Origin of the sequence: Pseudomonas sp. 1D4, assembly GCF_001728925.1 — a bacterium.
Classification (GTDB): domain Bacteria; phylum Pseudomonadota; class Gammaproteobacteria; order Pseudomonadales; family Pseudomonadaceae; genus Metapseudomonas; species Metapseudomonas otitidis.
On sequence record NZ_LXJQ01000018.1, the window covers coordinates 64,257 to 76,348 of the forward strand.

A 12,092-nucleotide genomic window follows, 5' to 3' on the forward strand; every position below is an offset into this window, starting at 1 on the left:
CGTCCCTGCTGCTGATCAGCCCCAGGCTTGCATCGCCTCTTCAACCGTCGGCTCCGGCCGAGGGTTGTGGGGCATGAAGTCTTGCGGGCTGTGGGTGTCCGTTCCGTTGATGTAGTTGGCTGCCATCGAAGCCAGCAGCGCAAACCCGGCCTCTATTCGCATGCCGACGTTGAACGAGCCACGAAGCTCCCGGTACTTCACCCAGCCCAGGAACTCGCGCTGGCTCATTCGCTCTTGGGCTTCCGCGACCGTTCTGCCCCCGATACCGGCTTGGACGAGCTCGTGCCAGATTTCTTCGAGGCCGGTGAGGGGCTCTTCTTTCCCGGGTTGTTCACCTCGTGGATGGCCTGCAGCAACGCCATCGTCAGGGCGCCGTCCAGCGGGCCACGCTCGGGGTCGGCGGTGCCGACAATGTCTTCCACCGTGAAGACGGGTTCGCCCGCTTCGCTGACGATGCTGGAGGCGATGCGGCCAGCGATGCCGTCCTGGCGCCCAGATGCGGCGAGCACGTCGTTGACGGCTGCCTGGTACCCCAGAGGCCGGACGAAGACGACGCCGGACAGCGTCTCGCCATCCTTGGGCCAGGTGATTTCCTTCCTCACCGGTCGGCCGGTGAACGCCCCAAGCTGCTTGAGGCTTTCGATGTTCAGTTCCATCACCACCCCCATCAGGCCTTGCGAACCCAGGCGCCAGGGCCGGACCGCTGAATGGAAACCGCCGTCTTGACCGTGGTGTTGGCCTGGAAGTCGAACGGGAAGTCAGCCACGTAGCCGTCGAAGAGGAACCAGGTGCGGGTCGCCGGCAGGATGAAGTCAGCCTCAGCCGATACTTCGGCACTGGCTGCGGCACCGGTACCCGATCCACCGGAGAACGCCACCGCCGGTGCCGTGGTGTAGCCGGAGCCAGGATTGGTGATGGTGACAGCAGTGACCACGCCACCGCTCACAGTGGCGGTAGCAGTCGCACCGGTACCGCCGCCGCCGGTAATGCTCACCGTGGGCGCCGAGGTGTAGCCGGTGCCGCCGGCACTCAGGGAGACGGCGGAGACGCCGCCGGCAGCGGCCAGGCCCGGGGCCACGCCGATGCCATCGGACCAGCCCAGAGCGAAGCGCATGTCGTCGAAGGACTCGTCGTCGGACTCGGCTGCTTCCTGCAGGCGGATATGCGACAGGTTCTTCGGGTCGGCGTCGATGGTGAAGGTGGCCTGGCCGGGGGTGCGCATGCCCTTGAGGTAGCGGCGCGTGGTCTCGTTCAGGCATTCGATGGTGATCTGGTCGGCCGGGTTGCCGCCGCCGTTGAAGTTGTTGATGCACTCGATTTCGAGGACCTCGAACTGGCCGGGCGTGGCCTTGACCGGAAACAGTGCATAGAGCTGGGAGCCCTGGGTTTTAACGGGCATGGGATTTCTCCTGGTTGAGTTGGTTGGTGCGAAAGGCCCGCAGGTGCGGGGGTGTACGGCCTGGTCAGCGTTCCACCCACCAGTCCACGTCGAAGCTGTAGCGATAGGAGCCGGTAGCGGGATCTCGCGATTCGCCGGACCAACTGGTGATGTGAGCGTGCGGCTCGATGGCATCACGCAGGGCCCTCGCGGACTCCCTGGCGGAAGCGGCGCTGTCGGCGAAGACATCCACCTGCAGGGCGAAGCGGTCGATCTCAGGGGCCTGGTTGATGTTGTTCTCCGGCCCGCCGCCAATGCCCTGCCATGTGGCATAGGGCTTGGCAACGCCCTCGGGCGCTTCGCCGAAGGGGTACAACCTCACCGGATCAGCCCCGAGCGCTGCCAGCACAGCCGGGCTTGCGGCACAGACGGCGAAGATAGGTGCGAACATCACGCCCTCCGTGAGGCCTTCGCGGCCCGCCTGATGGCTCTGTCTAGAGCCTTGTCGTACTCGGTCACGAACACCCCGATGACCTCGCTGATGTGATCCGCCAGTGCTTTGCGCATGAACGGCTGGGCCCGCATCTTCTCGGTTCCGAATTCAAGGAGGCGCCAGTGGGGCGTCGGAGCGTTGGTGCCCTTGTCCGGCTTCTCTCCGGCGTCAGGCAGTACCGCCCCTTGCAACACGCCGACACGGAAGCCGAGGTCGCCGGTACGCCGGAAAAGCCTTCCATTCCAGCGGGCCGCGACGTTGTCGGCGATGCTTCGCCCTGTCTGGCTGTCGTCCAGGCCCAGGGCTCCTTCCTTCGCCCTGGCCACGACGACGCCGGCAGCCTTGCGCAGCGCCGCGCGACCACCCTTGCGGCGGACGTCGTGGGAGACGCTTCGGAGCTTTCCCAGCAGGTCCTCTAGGCCAATGAGTGAGAACTCCATACCGTCAGCCATCACGCACCCCCTCGGAGACCGGAAGGGTCAGGTACTCCCGCCCACTCTTCGGATCCGGCAAGACGCCTGCGATCGCGTAGGCCTTGGTGCCATGGAGGATCCGCATGGAGGGGCTCACCCCTGGGCGATAGCGGATCGTGATGCGGGCGGAGACCTCCGATTGAGCGGCCTTGGCCGCGATGAAGTCGCGTGCGCTGAGTGGTTCGATGGCCGCTGGTACCCGGTCCCACACCGTAACCCAGGCCTTGACCGGGTCGCCGCTCTGCGGATCCTGCTGGTCCAGCAGCTGCTGGAACGTCACGCGGTGGCGCAGTCGTCCTGCTTCCATGGGTCAGAACCTCTTGCGGTACCAGAGGAGGCGCTCGGCGCCGAGTGGGAGGGAGGTGGCGGTTGTCCCGGTGACCACCTCTTCGCGGTTGGCGTACCAGTGCGCGACGATCAGGTAGACCGCCTGCCAGATGTCGGGGGTGAGCGCCATTTCGCCGTCGTTGGCCGGCGTCCCTTCCACCAGCGTCCGATCACAGTGCTGCTCGACATGCGCCAGGGCGGCATCGACATACCCCTTCACGAGGTCGTCCTCATCGTCGATGTCGACCCGGGCATGCTTCTTGACCAGAGCCAGCAGCTCGGGCTTCTGCGTCCAGTCGATCTGCACTTACTTGGTCTCTTTCGGGGCGGCGGGCTTGCTCCCCTTGGAGGCCTTGGCCTCTTCGGCTTCCTTTGCCGCCCTGGCTTCAGCTTCTGCCTTGCCGCGGGCTTCGGCTTCCGCCTTCTCGCGGGCTTCCTGCTCAGCCTTGAGCCGAGCCTCTTCGGCTGCGATTTCGGCATTGCCGGCATCCGACGACTCGTCAATGCGTTCGGCGAGCCCCTTGCCGATCAGGGCATGGCCATACTCGTCTTCGACGTCGTCGAACACCTTGTCTGCCGGCACGCGGGAGCTGTCAGCGCCCAGCTTCTCCGCATTGCCAATGAACCCCCACAGCGTCTTGATCTTCATGGTGCCTCCAGAAATGGAAAGGCCGGCGCTAAGGCCGGCCGGTTGTGTTTACCCACGCGGATCAGACCGGGAAACGGCCCTTGACCAGCCCCTCGCGGCGGCGCACGCCAAGCCCCAGGCGCTCTTCCACCAGCAAGGCGCGTTCGTTCTTGATGAATTGATCGTTGATCAGGCCCATCTTGAACACGAACGACATGCGGTCGTAGAGCACCGAGGAGCGCGCGAAGTTGGCCACCAGGAACTCGCCGCCGGTGGTGCCGTTGCCCTCGTCCACGCTGTCAGAGGTGATGACCGGGCGCCCCCACAGGATCGGGGTAACCAGGCCTTGCAGGTTGGCGAACAGGTAACGGTTCTCCCCGTCCTTCTGCAGTTCGATGTTCATCCAGTCCAGATCGGTCATCACGACACCGTCGGCGGAGAGCATCGACTGCTTGCGCACCTGGTAGATCGCACGACGCACCACGTCGATCCCGGTATCCCCGGTCTTGGTGAGCGAGGTGTTATAGGCGGTGGCCTGGGTCATCAGACCGTTCAGGTTCTCGCCGGTACCGTCGCCCTTGAGGATCTGGGCTTCCTCTTCGAGCTTCAGGTCATAGCGCAGCAGCTCCTGCAGGTAGCCCATCAGCTGCGGCACGTCGTCCAGCGCCTCGTCGGTCACCGGCATCCAGACCGCGATCTTCTTGACGCGATCGGTCTTCAGCTCGAAGGTCACGTTGCTGGTCGGCTTGGTGCCGCCCTCGGCAACCGGAGCAGCACCACGGGTGTGCAGCAGCTCACGGTGATAGCTGTACTGCTGGCCGGAGACCGGGATGGTGGTGAGCAGGTCACGGATGCGCAGCTCCTGGCGCATGCCCGGCTGGATGACGGGATCGAACTCGGGATTGACCAGGCCGGCGGAGGTAGCCTTGCGCTCCAGCGCGCTCGAAAGGTCGGACTTGGTGAACTCGATTTCGGCGAAGGCCGCGCTCTTCTGCTGCAGGCCCTTGTAACCGTCGTGCGCCTTCACCAGGTCGATCAGGCCTTTCTTCTCGTTGCCGCCACGCAGCTTGACGCCCTTCTCTTCGAGCTCCTGGACCTTCTCGATCACGCGCTCCAGCTCGCCCTTCTGGTTTTCGATCTGGCCCTTCAGGTCGGAGGCGACCTTGTTGCCCTTCTCGATTTCCTGAATGGCGGCGTCGTACTTGGTCTGCAGGCCGTTGAAGCCCTGTTTCAGTTGAAGCTCGATGGCTTCGCGGACTTGGTTCAGTTCGCTCATTGCGATACTCCGAAAGAGGTGTGGATAAGTTGGGAAATTGCCTTCAGCTCATCCACGATCTCCGTGGCCTCGCTTCCGCCATCACGGCGCAGCGCAGGAAAGCCGAGCGAGGCGACGGCTGCCGCCTCCTTCTGTGAGAGGCCCATCCGCTCGCGGAGGGCGCTCTCGAAGCGTCGGATGTCCGACTTGACGCTGAGAACGGTGGCTTCGGGGTTCATCCCGAACGGGACCAGGGAGGCCTCCCAGAGCTCAGCCTCCTTGATCACCCGCACCCGTCGGCCGGACCGTTCTTCCAGGTCGGCCCGCAGGGTGTTGAAGCCGATGGACATGCTGTCGAGCGTGCCGTCCTTCATCAGCTCGTAGGCGTCACGCGCATAGCTCACGGCCAGGTTGACGCGGCCCTTGATCAGCAGGCCGTGCTCGTCCTGGGAGTAGTCGGCAGCGCCGACTAGCCGGGTCAGGTCGTGGTAGAGGGCGATCTTCAGCTTGCCGAGACGGGTGGTCTTCACCCTGACGAAAGCGCCCGGGGTGATGACGTCGTCGCCGAGGTCGACGTTGTTGAAGACGGCCGCATAGCCCTCGAAGTTGCCGGCGTCGTCTACGGCCTTCACCTCGAACGGGACTTCAAGTTTGCTGAGCATTGTTCTGTATCTCCCACCGGGTGACCCGGTCGTATTCATCGCCCGCCAGGCGGGGAAGGTTTTCCTTCTCGCGGACTTCGTTGATCGTCATCCAGCCCGAACCACCGGACCCGCCGAGCGCTGCCTGGTAGTAGGTGGCCCGACCGGCGCTGTCCGCGCGCAGCAGGCCCTCCACGACGAACTCCACGAAGCGGGAGCCGGCACGAAAGAGCTTGTCGTTGAGCTCGTCCTCGATGGCGTCGATGTAGGGCTTGAGGCCGAAGGTGATGAAGCCGGTGAGCTGCTGCTCCAGGTTGGAGCCCATGATGGAAGTCTTGCTGGCCCGGTTGGCCAGCCAGAGCGGAACGCCATAGATGCCCGCCATCGCCTCCTCTTGGAACTGTTGAGACTCGATGAACTGGGCGTCTTTCTGGCTGATCCCGGCGGGCACGATGGAGGGCCCGCCCTGCAGGATGGCCATCTTGCCGATGTCGTCAGCATCGCCAGCCCGGACGTCGGGGAACTTCTCCATGATCTGGGCTTGCTGGGCCTTGGTGAGAAACTCCTTGTAGACGACATATCCACCGGTGAATCCGCCTTTGCGCATGAAGCGCGCGGCCCACTGCTGGCCGGCTTTGGCGAGCCCCATGGTTTCAGCCTGGTGCTCGATGGGTGACAAGCCGGTGATGCCGTCGAGGCTGAAGATCTTGAAGTGCAGCATGTTCTCGGGCGAGACCGGGAAGGCGGCCTGGCCCTTGAGCTGGACCCAGTAGATCAGCTCCCCGTCCTCCATCTCGATCGTGACGCTGTCGCATGCCAGGGGAATCAGGCCAAGCGCCTCGCCCTGTCCATTGCGCTCGATCAGGGCGAAGGCGTTGCCGCGCAGCGCCATGTTCACGACGGCGAACTTGAGGAAGTTCAGCAGGGTCATGTAGGGGTTCGGCTTGCGCAGGATGCGCAACTGCCGATCGCGGCCGGTGACCAGCTTGCGACCCGCGGCCGTGTCGTCGTAGAGCTTCAGCGGCAAGCCGCCAAGCGACTCCGAAAGCACCTTGATGCAGGACCACACCATGGCGACGGACAGCGCCGTCTTGGTGGTGACCCTGACACCTGACTTCGTGCTCTTGGCGCCAACCTCCAGGTCCACCTCGACATAGTTGCCGGTGGCGGGATCGGTATAGCCGAACATCCGCCAGGTAAGCGGGTTGTACCAGCGAAAAGTCATACGTCAGCCTATGAGTCCGAAGAAGCCGTTGTTGAGGTAGTCGTCCAGCCCGCCACGCGCCTCGGGGTTGAGGGACAGGAGCGATACGGCGTTGAAGGTGGACATGAGGGGGTCGATCTTGGCGGTGCCGGACGCCTGCTTCGTGATGAGGAAGGCGTTCGCGGACGGCACGCCCTTGGCGTTGCCACAGGCCCAGGCCATCAGGGCCTGGCCGCAGTGCAGCAGGGCGCCCTCGGCCAGCTTGCGCTCGGTCGTCTTGATAGCCCCGGTCAGCTTCCAGCCCTGGGAGATGCCGACCACGCGGTCCTCGTCGATCTCGGCAGCCAGCAGCGCGTCGAGGATGGCGCCGATGCCAGCCGGATCCAGCCCGATCTTGTCGAGCAGGCCGGATGCGTCGGCCTGGCAGATGTAGGCCACCAGCTGCTCCACGTCGTCGCCGATCTGCTCGACGATGGTGAGGTCGCCCGCTGCTTCCAGGTCGCGGAGCCTCGGCGCTTCGGACTTCCGCCGTTCGAGAACGGAGGGGTGCGCCCAGGCATGGGCCCAGTGCAGCCAGTTCCGAGAGTCCCGCTCCCGCCCCATGATGGTCAGGGCAAGGAGGTCGTCCAGACCTCCACCATCCACGCCGGCCACCACCACTTCAGAGCGCTCCAGCAGCCGATCCAGATCCAGCCCCTGGCAAGCCTGTGGCTCCCAGAAGGATGCACCTACCCAACTGTCCGACATGAGCGCCAGCCCGACCTCGATGTTGAGGAACTTGGCGAAGAATCCGCGCAGCTCCGCCTCCCCATCGATCTCGGCCTGCATGAGCATCCGTTCAAGGGTTGCCCGGTCCACCGAGTACCCCATATTCGGGTTCACGAGGTGGAAGTTCTCGGGCTGGCGAGCCTCGCCGCTGTCGATCAGGTCCTTCGGGAACTCGTAGATCACCGGGAGGAACTGCGGATCCTCGTAGCGGCCGTCGCGCACGCCACGGGCGTAGTTCAGTTTCGACTTGAACACCCCGGCCGGCGGTTCGTTCGACTGGGTTGTCAGCCAGATGATGAAGCCTTCCGGGCGAGACAGCAGACCGCCCGTGGCTTCGCGGATCATGTCCGGCGCCTTCGGGTTCTTGCCGAACAGCCACGCTTCGTCGATCAGCACGCCGACGGCTTTCTTGCCGCCAACCACGTCGCTATCGGCCGCGACCACCTTGAGGGTGGCGCCGGTCTCCATGTGGGTGATCAAGCGCAGGTGAGGCTGCACATGCAGCAGCGCCGCCAGCTCTTCGTCGTGCTTCACCATGGCAGCGGCAGGCTTGAAGCTGTTGTCGGCGATCTCCTTGGTCGGCGCGAGGATGATGAACTCCGCCTCAAGCCTCCAGTTCCGGATCAGCGCTGTCAGCATCACGGCGGCGGCGATGGTCGACTTCGAATTCTTCTTCGGGATGCAGAGGAAGTATTCGGTGATCAGTCGTCGACCCGTCTCCGAGTCGTAGCTGCCGAAGATCGCGGCGGCAAAGTCCAGCACCCAGGGCGCGCAGGCCGCTTCAATGGTCGGGCTGCCCGGTGCGTCGACGATCTTGAGCGACCGGAACACCTCGATGTGGTCGGCCGCCACGTCGGGAAACAGCGGCGGCGGGATGATGGTTTCGCCGGCAGCAAGGCGCCGCCACCAGTCAGGGCAGGCAGTTGTCCATTGCATCTACTGGCTCCTGACGACGGTCAGCGGGGGTTTACTGGTCCCGAACTTGCCCTTGCTGACCTCCTTCGCGGCGGCCGCCTTCTGGTCCTTCTTGCCCTGGTCGGCTTTCTTGCCATGGATATAGGGCAAGGCGGCCTGGGCGGCGTTGCGCCGGTCGAACACCTTGGCGTTCGGCTCGTTCATCAGGGACAGCAGCCACTGGAGTGGGTCTTCGGTCTGGGGCAGGTTGGCCAGGATCTCGCCGCCGCCCTCGTCGCCACTGAGCTCGGCGGGGGCAACTGGTGGAGGGTCGGCCGGAGGTGCTGCAGCCTTGCTGGCTTTAACACGCTTCCGCTTGTCGAGGGCCTGGATGATCTGGGGGTCTTTAGCCAATCGCGAACCCGCGACTGAAGCGCTGGAAGCCGCGTAGCCAGCGGCTAGCGCTGCCTCTTTGTTGGACGCGCCCCCGGCCTTTGCGTCAACAAATCGGCGTTGTTTCTCTGTTAACGCCATTAACAAGAACCTCAAGGGGGGGAAAAATGTGCGAATGGGAGGGGGCGCGGTCTAGGAACGATTTATTTCCATAATTTCGCCCCCCCCCACCATAGAAAACCTCAATCCGTGGCCTTCAGGCGCTACAGATGGGAATCAGTCGCATCTTCCCGCCTGGGTCACGCCTTCCTGCCTGCCTCCTCGGCCTTCTTCACTGAGTCGTGGCAGGGCTTGCACAGCGGCTGCCAGTTGGTCTGATCCCAGAACAGTTCCTGGTCTCCTTGGTGGGCGACGATGTGGTCAACCACTGTCGCGGCCGTGACCAAGCCCTGTCGTTCGCAGTAGCAGCAGAGCGGATGGGCGTGAAGGAACCTCTCCCGCGCCTGCTGCCACCGGTAGCCGTAGCCTCGCTGGGCGGCTGTCGTCTTCGTTGCTCGCCAGGAATCCGAGTTGATGGTCTTGACTCGGCTCTTCGTTTCCGAGAGGCGAGGCCGCAGTGTCTTCAGCCTGGCCATCAGAGCGGGGCTCCGCTGAGGTAGGAGCCGCCTTGCGCTTCGTCATCCTCAGGCTCCGCCGCGTCGCCTTCGATCGCCTCGATCAGGATCAGAAGCAGCTGATTGGTCTGGCGTTGCTCTTCCAGGAGCTGGGCCAGTTGGTTCGTCACCATGGTCAGGTCCCCCGAATGCTTGTCGTGCCCGTTCATGCGCTACTCCGATCCACTTCTTGATCCAAGCCCTACGGCGTTCACATGCTGCACATGCCACCCAATACCTCCTCAGAACTCAGTTCCCTTAACGCAGCTAGTGCCGCTTCATCGGATGTGCGCCTACTGTTCAATCCTCACCCTTTGCTGCTGGTACGCTTCCAAGCTCTGCACAACCACGAACCAGGAGGTTCAGATGTCAAGAGAAGTGAGTAATGAGCTGCTGGAGTCCGTCCTGCAAAGCATCAAGGAGCGTCCTCGGATGCTCTCTGCTGGATCTCTTCCCGGAGATACCGAACTGAATCTACTTGCAATTCGAGAGCTGCGTAGGCGAGGCCTTATCAAAGGAGCTTTCCTTGACGACCCCACGCGAGGCGGCGACCAGCACGGCCGCTTCCTGTATGACGCGGCACGACTCGAAGCCATCTAGTAGCTAGTGCTGAAGGTCGCCCCTATGGGCCCTTCAGCTTCTTCTCCTCTCCACACCCGACCATGGCTGCTCCCAGTTCACCCGCAGGAACGCAGCGACGTTTCCCCGGGCGCGATACAGCAGCACTGCCATCACGAACAGCAGGCAGGCCAGCAGGGGCGACACAGGCGCCACCGGCTGGCCGCACGCGCTGTACAGCACCACACTCAGGGCGTAGCAGCCAGACGAAGCGCTGAGCACCCAGGCCAGCAGGGACGCACCTGGCTTGTACTGGTGCCCGTCCGGGCGCCATAGAACTATGCGGAGCGAGATGGCCGCGCAGATCGCGGCGGCCACCAGGGCCCACGGGTCTACCGTCAGGATGCTACCCATTGCCGTTTCCTCCAGAGCCAGGGCGAACCCAGCTCATCACCGCGCGCAGCCAGGCGGGAGGCTGGCCACCGCGCACCCAGTCCGCAACGCTGATCAGCGCCGTGACGATGAGCGCGCCCGAGATGAGGGCAGGCAGGCCGCTGTAGGTCGAATACCCGCGACCCACCACCTCGACGGCTACCTGGTAGCCGCCCACCCAGGACACCACCAGGTACGCCAGGCGGGCCCATACGGTCAGGTCCCTCGCCCAGGCGACGAAGAACAAGGCCCCCGCGACGCCTCCGATCACTGCACTGAGATCCACGCCCGGAACCAGGCTGGCAGCCGTGATGCCCAGTGCGGTCGGTGCTATCACTGCGGCTGCAGTGCTGGGCTCGGCCATGCTGTTCTCCCTGATGGCGCATGTAGCGCCCGAAATAAATTAATCATTTCTGTTTACTTTAATCAGAAATGCTTTATACTGACCCCATCAACAAACAGAAGGAGAGTTGATGAAGTACAGCGAGTTCCGGCGATGGCTGGAGTCCCAAGGGGTCACGTTCTCGAAGTCAGCCAAAGGCAGCCACTTCAAGATCAGATACCGGGGCCGACAGACGATCTTCCCGAACCACGGCGCTAAGGAAATCAGCGAAGGACTCAGGAAGGACATCATCAAACAGCTAGGCCTCAAGGACTGAGGCCTAGCCTGATGGTCGGAACAATTCATCAGCTCCACACGAAGAGAGGAGACCCCATGGTCAACTACCCCATCTCGGTCCACCGAGAAAACGACCACTACTGGTCGTCGTGCCCGGACTTGCCGGAGGCGCATAGCGCCGGCGATACCCTGGAAGAACTGCTGGCGAATGCTGTGGAAGGCATTCAGCTGGCCATGTCCATTTACGTCGACCAGGGCCGGGAGATTCCGGCCGCAAGCGAACCGGAGCCGGGTCAGCATGTGATCTATCAGCCCATTCAGTTCGCTGCGAAGGCTGCTCTGTGGAACGCCATGCGCGAGCAAGGCCTGCGCGTCGCCGACCTGGCCCGGCTGCTGGAGGTTTCGCACCCAGTGGCTGCCCGACTGGTGGACTTTGAGCACACGTCGAAGATTGAACAGCTGGAACGCGCCCTTGCCTCTCTGGGCAAGCGCATCACCCTGAGCCTGGAGGCTGCATGAACGAGATTCTTGTCACCAACCACGAAGGCAGCAGCAAACGCGACGAAAGGTTGCTGAGGGTCATCGGCTACGCCCAGGCTCTGGCGGACATGCTTGGGCTGGGCGATCTGCGGGAGAAAGTCGCGCAGGTCGAAGACCACAAGGGCGTGTTGAATGTAAGTTGGTTCAACAGGCCGGAGCCAATGGAAAAGCAGGTCCTCAATCGGGCTTGGGCTTCATGCGTCGGTGATGGTGCTGACAACGTCGAGCACTACTACAAAGGAACTTCGGTCTGAAGAAACGAAGAAGCCCGGCATTTGGCCGGGCTTCTCACTTAGGAAATACTCAGTACGTGTCGACTGAGCTCAATCGAGCTTCATCAAACTCGACGGTTACCGGAGCACTGAACCGAAACTTCTCTCCAGGCCCAATATCACTAGCTTGATCAATAGTATTTCCGACAACCTCGCCGTTCCGATAAAGCTTGAACTTGAGAAAGAGAGTATTGATCGGACTATCAGAAACGTTCGTTGCGAGCCCAGTAACCACAGGGAAAGCACCATCGTTTTTTATACTGATCTCTGAAACGTCAACGCGCTCGTTTGCCAATGTAAGTGTTGAGAACACTACCAACAAAGAGAACAAAGTCTTTTTCATATTAAGGTCCATCTTACCATTAAGCCCTTTCTTGTAAGCGAGGAGCTCAACAACGTCAATCGACAGGCGGCAGCCTGAAACGAAAAAACCCGGCGCTTGGCCGGGTTTTTCTTGTCTGTCATCGCGACGCGCACGGATCAGACGATGGTGTGAAATTTCGCTCATTCGCTCACAGTCGTCAAGCCCTAGTGGGCCGGAGATGCGCTCAAAACTGAGCATAT

General features: G+C 62.8%; 21 protein-coding genes and 2 pseudogenes. 4 read left to right on the plus strand and 19 right to left on the minus strand.

Annotated elements, in window-relative coordinates; all coding sequences use genetic code 11:
* Positions 1–15 precede the first annotated feature (15 nt).
* The 16 genes and pseudogenes from A7D27_RS11610 to A7D27_RS11680 form a co-directional block, all read right to left on the minus strand.
* Positions 16–228 (minus strand): hypothetical protein, encoded by a 213-nt coding sequence (locus A7D27_RS11610; RefSeq protein ID WP_069564956.1) that lies wholly within the window; start codon positions 226–228, stop codon positions 16–18.
* On the minus strand, positions 225–656 hold the full coding sequence (locus tag A7D27_RS11615) for a phage tail assembly chaperone family protein, TAC (RefSeq protein ID WP_069564999.1): 432 nt from the start codon (positions 654–656) through the stop codon (positions 225–227). The genes A7D27_RS11610 and A7D27_RS11615 overlap by 4 nt, the downstream gene beginning before the upstream one ends.
* A gap of 11 nt (positions 657–667) precedes the next feature.
* A pseudogene (locus tag A7D27_RS29080) lies at positions 668–814 on the minus strand (phage tail tube protein); the annotation flags it as partial.
* A gap of 249 nt (positions 815–1,063) precedes the next feature.
* A pseudogene (locus tag A7D27_RS28925) lies at positions 1,064–1,573 on the minus strand (phage tail tube protein); the annotation flags it as partial.
* On the minus strand, positions 1,464–1,829 hold the full coding sequence (locus tag A7D27_RS11625) for a DUF3168 domain-containing protein (protein ID WP_069564958.1): 366 nt from the start codon (positions 1,827–1,829) through the stop codon (positions 1,464–1,466). The pseudogene A7D27_RS28925 and the gene A7D27_RS11625, both read right to left, overlap by 110 nt.
* On the minus strand, positions 1,829–2,323 hold the full coding sequence (locus tag A7D27_RS11630; RefSeq protein WP_069564959.1) for an HK97-gp10 family putative phage morphogenesis protein: 495 nt from the start codon (positions 2,321–2,323) through the stop codon (positions 1,829–1,831). Before A7D27_RS11630 ends, A7D27_RS11625 begins: the two co-directional genes overlap by 1 nt.
* Positions 2,316–2,651, minus strand: a complete 336-nt coding sequence (locus tag A7D27_RS11635) for a phage head closure protein (RefSeq protein WP_069564960.1) — start codon at positions 2,649–2,651, stop codon at positions 2,316–2,318. Before A7D27_RS11635 ends, A7D27_RS11630 begins: the two co-directional genes overlap by 8 nt.
* A 3-nt stretch (positions 2,652–2,654) precedes the next feature.
* A complete protein-coding gene (locus tag A7D27_RS11640; RefSeq protein WP_069564961.1) occupies positions 2,655–2,978 on the minus strand; it encodes a head-tail connector protein in 324 nt (107 codons plus the stop codon).
* Entirely contained in the window at positions 2,979–3,320 is a 342-nt protein-coding gene (locus A7D27_RS11645) for a hypothetical protein (RefSeq protein ID WP_069564962.1), read from the minus strand. It lies immediately after the preceding gene.
* A gap of 61 nt (positions 3,321–3,381) precedes the next feature.
* Positions 3,382–4,575: a phage major capsid protein gene (locus tag A7D27_RS11650; RefSeq protein ID WP_069564963.1), complete on the minus strand. Its 1,194-nt coding sequence runs from the start codon at positions 4,573–4,575 to the stop codon at positions 3,382–3,384.
* Positions 4,572–5,216, minus strand: a complete 645-nt coding sequence (locus A7D27_RS11655) for an HK97 family phage prohead protease (protein ID WP_069564964.1) — start codon at positions 5,214–5,216, stop codon at positions 4,572–4,574. The genes A7D27_RS11650 and A7D27_RS11655 overlap by 4 nt, the downstream gene beginning before the upstream one ends.
* Positions 5,200–6,420, minus strand: a complete 1,221-nt coding sequence (locus A7D27_RS11660; protein WP_069564965.1) for a phage portal protein — start codon at positions 6,418–6,420, stop codon at positions 5,200–5,202. Before A7D27_RS11660 ends, A7D27_RS11655 begins: the two co-directional genes overlap by 17 nt.
* Before the next feature lie 3 nt (positions 6,421–6,423).
* Complete coding sequence (locus A7D27_RS11665; RefSeq protein ID WP_069564966.1) at positions 6,424–8,103, minus strand: terminase large subunit; 1,680 nt, start codon at positions 8,101–8,103, stop codon at positions 6,424–6,426.
* Entirely contained in the window at positions 8,104–8,595 is a 492-nt protein-coding gene (locus tag A7D27_RS11670; protein WP_069564967.1) for a terminase small subunit, read from the minus strand.
* Between the two features lie 158 nt (positions 8,596–8,753).
* Complete coding sequence (locus A7D27_RS11675) at positions 8,754–9,089, minus strand: HNH endonuclease (RefSeq protein ID WP_069564968.1); 336 nt, start codon at positions 9,087–9,089, stop codon at positions 8,754–8,756.
* Positions 9,089–9,277 carry a hypothetical protein gene (locus tag A7D27_RS11680; protein WP_069564969.1) on the minus strand — a complete coding sequence of 63 codons (189 nt, stop codon included), beginning with the start codon at positions 9,275–9,277 and terminating at the stop codon, positions 9,089–9,091. The genes A7D27_RS11675 and A7D27_RS11680 overlap by 1 nt, the downstream gene beginning before the upstream one ends.
* 196 nt (positions 9,278–9,473) lie before the next feature.
* Here A7D27_RS11680 and A7D27_RS11685 point away from each other — a divergent pair, with 196 nt between their 5' ends.
* Positions 9,474–9,707 carry a hypothetical protein gene (locus A7D27_RS11685; RefSeq protein WP_069564970.1) on the plus strand — a complete coding sequence of 78 codons (234 nt, stop codon included), beginning with the start codon at positions 9,474–9,476 and terminating at the stop codon, positions 9,705–9,707.
* 33 nt (positions 9,708–9,740) lie between these two features.
* Here A7D27_RS11685 and A7D27_RS11690 read toward each other — a convergent pair whose 3' ends face one another.
* On the minus strand, positions 9,741–10,079 hold the full coding sequence (locus A7D27_RS11690; RefSeq protein ID WP_069564971.1) for a phage holin family protein: 339 nt from the start codon (positions 10,077–10,079) through the stop codon (positions 9,741–9,743).
* Complete coding sequence (locus A7D27_RS11695) at positions 10,072–10,461, minus strand: putative holin (RefSeq protein WP_069564972.1); 390 nt, start codon at positions 10,459–10,461, stop codon at positions 10,072–10,074. Before A7D27_RS11695 ends, A7D27_RS11690 begins: the two co-directional genes overlap by 8 nt.
* A gap of 109 nt (positions 10,462–10,570) precedes the next feature.
* On the opposite strand from A7D27_RS11695, the gene A7D27_RS11700 reads away from it, so the two are divergent.
* The 3 genes from A7D27_RS11700 to A7D27_RS11710 are packed head-to-tail and all read left to right on the plus strand — an operon-like array spanning position 10,571 to position 11,510.
* Entirely contained in the window at positions 10,571–10,756 is a 186-nt protein-coding gene (locus tag A7D27_RS11700) for a type II toxin-antitoxin system HicA family toxin (RefSeq protein ID WP_069564973.1), read from the plus strand.
* Between the two features lie 56 nt (positions 10,757–10,812).
* Positions 10,813–11,235, plus strand: a complete 423-nt coding sequence (locus tag A7D27_RS11705; RefSeq protein ID WP_069564974.1) for a type II toxin-antitoxin system HicB family antitoxin — start codon at positions 10,813–10,815, stop codon at positions 11,233–11,235.
* Positions 11,232–11,510, plus strand: coding sequence for a hypothetical protein (locus A7D27_RS11710; RefSeq protein ID WP_069564975.1), 279 nt, complete (start codon positions 11,232–11,234; stop codon positions 11,508–11,510). Before A7D27_RS11705 ends, A7D27_RS11710 begins: the two co-directional genes overlap by 4 nt.
* Before the next feature lie 49 nt (positions 11,511–11,559).
* Here the strand turns inward: A7D27_RS11710 and A7D27_RS27805 are convergent, their stop codons facing one another.
* On the minus strand, positions 11,560–12,090 hold the full coding sequence (locus A7D27_RS27805) for an FxLYD domain-containing protein (protein ID WP_139134080.1): 531 nt from the start codon (positions 12,088–12,090) through the stop codon (positions 11,560–11,562).
* Positions 12,091–12,092 lie beyond the last annotated feature (2 nt).